This is a genomic window from Streptococcus sp. 2154, assembly GCF_013277255.1.
Lineage (GTDB): Bacteria > Bacillota > Bacilli > Lactobacillales > Streptococcaceae > Streptococcus > Streptococcus pseudopneumoniae.
The window spans coordinates 1-1,606 of the sequence record NZ_VMMK01000049.1 but is presented as its reverse complement, the minus strand read 5'-3'; the positions used below and the strand labels follow the sequence as shown (position 1 = coordinate 1,606).

The following is a 1,606-nucleotide window of genomic DNA, read 5'->3' as shown; positions in this document are numbered from 1 at the left end:
ACCTCAAAGCAGTGCTTTGAACAACCTGCGGCTAGTTTCCTAGTTTCCTAGTTTGCTCTTTGATTTTCATTGAGTATAAGAGTCTAAACATATCAAAAAACAAGCATTTCCAATTACGGAAGTGCTCATTTTTTTGATACTTAAAAGTAAGTGTATCCCCCTAACGCTGTCTAATATGTCTCCCCTATATGCATACGCTTCCACTCAGAGAACTCTACCTTGAACAGTTCAGGGGCTTTTTTAGCATTGTTATAAACTATAATATAGTAACCTTCCTTATTCCAAAACTTTCCTAAAATCTCAGCGTCTTCCAGCTCTGCTTCATAATCTAATACTCATCTGCTTTCAAAAAGCATTCTAGTCCATCTCCGATTAACGATGGACTTTATCACCTCCTTCTCCAGTCCTTGTATAACATCTTGAAGTTGATTCATGATATCTTCCAATATGGGCATCAACAGCTCCATAACAATAGCGAAATTCTCGTATATAGTGACTATGGACATGTGGACCTACTCCCCATTGGAGCCCAACAAGATCCCAGTTTACTGATTCTACCGAAACCAGCCTCATCTTGGTACATCAAGCGAACCTTACGAAAATGCCTACTGGTTTTAAAGCGCTTTCTTGTCTTCTTGAATTGAGATTTTATTTTTAGACGCGACAATGGTTTGAACGTCTGCTTTCTTGGGATGTTCTGGACGTGGCCTAATATTTCGCCAACCATGGCGCTTCAAGAGTTGATAAAAGGCATCACGTGTGTAGGAAGGACCTAACTCCTTTGTATAAGCCTGAAATAAGGCATCAATTGTAACAAATTCTCCTGCCTCTGCAGCCTTCAAATGACGGGCAAGAAAGGCTTTCTCTTCCTCAATTGTCATATATGCATGGTTACGACCACCACGTGTTTCTTGAAGGAGAGAATCGCGTCCGAACTCCTCATATTTTTTTACAGTTGGCCAAATCGTTGTTTGATTACAGCCTAAAAGCTCTATAATCTCTTTATAAGATTTACCCATCAGACGAAATAGAACGATTTGAAGGCGTTTATGATATTTAGCTGTACTAGAGTCTTTTAAAAGTGTTTTGATAGCTTGGATTTCTTCTTTAGTTGATTTCATATTACTACTATATAATGCTTTTTTATTTTAGCTTAGTATGAGTGTCCTTGTTCACGTCTTTCTTTTCCCACATGAAGAGAGTTCTGACGCCAACATCAAAAACCTTGGCTGCCTCGACATGGCTGTGCCCCTCTTTGATGTAATCTAATTCTCGATGTTTAAAATCTGTACTATATGCCATAGCTTTATTATAACATGCTTGTTTGAAACTAAGAAAATATCAAAACTCCATAATTGTTTTTCTAAAATACAGCTTTCAAATATCCTTAAATATAATAGACTTCCTGTGAAACAAAAATATGATACAATAAAATTATGAAGCAAGTAAACAACTAACTGATACACGATTTAAGCTCCTTGTTGCTGTTCAGCGCACGACTTTTGAAGAGATGTTAGCTGTATTGAAAACAGCTTATCAAGGTAAACACGCAAAAGGGGGACGAAAACCTAAACTAAGCCTAGAATACCTTCTTATGGCGACTTCA

3 pseudogenes are annotated in these 1,606 nt (G+C 37.5%); 1 reads left to right on the top strand and 2 read right to left on the bottom strand.

Annotated elements, in window-relative coordinates:
- Positions 1-335: 335 nt before the first annotated feature.
- Positions 336-1,121 (bottom strand): annotated as a pseudogene (locus tag HT693_RS08925) (IS630 family transposase).
- A 41-nt stretch (positions 1,122-1,162) separates the two neighbouring features.
- A pseudogene (locus tag HT693_RS08920) lies at positions 1,163-1,302 on the bottom strand (IS630 transposase-related protein); the annotation flags it as partial.
- A gap of 130 nt (positions 1,303-1,432) precedes the next feature.
- On the opposite strand from HT693_RS08920, the pseudogene HT693_RS11760 reads away from it, so the two are divergent.
- Positions 1,433-1,606: pseudogene (locus HT693_RS11760) on the top strand (IS5/IS1182 family transposase); the annotation flags it as partial.